Annotated in this window: 1 rRNA gene (cut by a window edge); it reads right to left on the bottom strand. The window is 56.9% G+C overall.

The features are described 5' to 3' along the window. A 23S ribosomal RNA gene (locus IEZ03_RS37205) occupies positions 1-2,012 on the bottom strand; it reaches 1,106 nt to the left of the window's first position. Between the last annotated feature and the right edge of the window lie 44 nt (positions 2,013-2,056).

Here is a 2,056-nt window from a genome sequence, read left to right as displayed (position 1 = left end):
GTCTTACGACTTCGCACGGACCTGTGTTTTTAGTAAACAGTCGCTTCCCCCTGGCCACTGCGACCACACCCAGCTCCGGGAGTAAATCCCATCACCGGGCACGGTCCCCCTTCTCCCAAAGTTACGGGGGCAATTTGCCGAGTTCCTTAACCACAGTTCACCCGATCGCCTTGGTATTCTCTACCTGACCACCTGAGTCGGTTTAGGGTACGGGCCGCCAGTACACTCGCTAGAGGCTTTTCTCGACAGCATGGGATCACTCACTTCACCTAAAACGGCTCGGCATCACATCTCACCCTCAACGTGCCGCGGATTTGCCTACGACACGGGCTACATGCTTACCCCAGGACAACCATCGCCTGGGCTGAGCTACCCTCCTGCGTCACCCCATCACTCACCTACTACCCCCTCGGATCGACCGCTAGGCCCGACCAGCACCCGAAGGCACCGACCAGGATTCAGAGTCTTAGCATCAGAGGATTCAGCGTTGGCGCATACCAGCGGGTACGGGAATATCAACCCGTTGTCCATCGACTACGCCTGTCGGCCTCGCCTTAGGTCCCGACTTACCCTGGGCGGATTAGCCTGCCCCAGGAACCCTTGGTCATCCGGCGCAAGAGTTTCTCACTCTTGACTCGCTACTCATGCCTGCATTCTCACTCCCACAGCCTCCACCACTCGATCACTCGGCGGCTTCACCGGCTGCAGGACGCTCCCCTACCCACCCACACCACACGGTGTGAGTGCCACGGCTTCGGCGGTGTGCTTGAGCCCCGCTACATTGTCGGCGCGGAATCACTTGACCAGTGAGCTATTACGCACTCTTTCAAGGATGGCTGCTTCTAAGCCAACCTCCTGGTTGTCAAGGCAACTCCACATCCTTTCCCACTTAGCACACGCTTAGGGGCCTTAGCCGATGATCTGGGCTGTTTCCCTCTCGACTACGAAGCTTATCCCCCGCAGTCTCACTGCCACGCTCTCACTTACCGGCATTCGGAGTTTGGCTGACGTCAGTAACCTTGTAGGGCCCATCAGCCATCCAGTAGCTCTACCTCCGGCAAGAAACACGCAACGCTGCACCTAAATGCATTTCGGGGAGAACCAGCTATCACGGAGTTTGATTGGCCTTTCACCCCTAACCACAGGTCATCCCCCAGGTTTTCAACCCTGGTGGGTTCGGGCCTCCACACCGTCTTACCGGCGCTTCACCCTGCCCATGGCTAGATCACTCCGCTTCGGGTCTACAGCATGCGACTAAAACGCCCTATTCAGACTCGCTTTCGCTACGGCTACCCGCCACCGGTTAACCTCGCCACACACCATAACTCGCAGGCTCATTCTTCAAAAGGCACGCCATCACCAACACAAGACGAATCCTGTGAGGAGGCTCTGACGGCTTGTAGGCACACGGTTTCAGGTACTCTTTCACGACCCCTCACCGGGGCACTTTTCACCTTTCCCTCACGGTACTAGTCCGCTATCGGTCACCAGGAAGTATTCAGCCTTACCACGTGGTCGTGGCAGATTCACACGGGATTTCACGGGCCCCGTGCTACTCGGGAACACACCCAGAAGACATCGCAGTTTCGCCTACCGGACTCTCACCGTCTACGGTCGGCCTTCCCATACCGTTCGACTACCACGATGTTTTGTAACTTCTCGCCGGACTGGTAGATCCAGCAGGATGGTCCCACAACCCCGCACACGCAACCCCTACCAGGTATCACACGCGCACGGTTTAGGCTGATCCGCTTTCGCTCACCACTACTCACGGAATCACTATTGTTTTCTCTTCCTGCGGGTACTGAGATGTTTCACTTCCCCGCGTTCCCACCAACCGCCCTATACATTCAGACGGCGGCGACACCCCATGACGGGTGCCAGGTTTCCCCATTCGGAAATCCCCGGATCAAAGTCTGGTTGCCGACTCCCCGAGGCATATCGCAGGCTCCCACGTCCTTCATCGGCTCCTGATGCCAAGGCATCCACCGTATGCCCTTAAAAACTTGAACACACAAAACGATCAAAACAAATCGCAGACAAACAACAACACCCA

The organism is Actinomadura livida, assembly GCF_014648675.1.
Taxonomy (GTDB): Bacteria; Actinomycetota; Actinomycetes; order Streptosporangiales; family Streptosporangiaceae; genus Spirillospora; species Spirillospora livida.
This window is presented reverse-complemented; position numbering and strand designations above follow the sequence as displayed.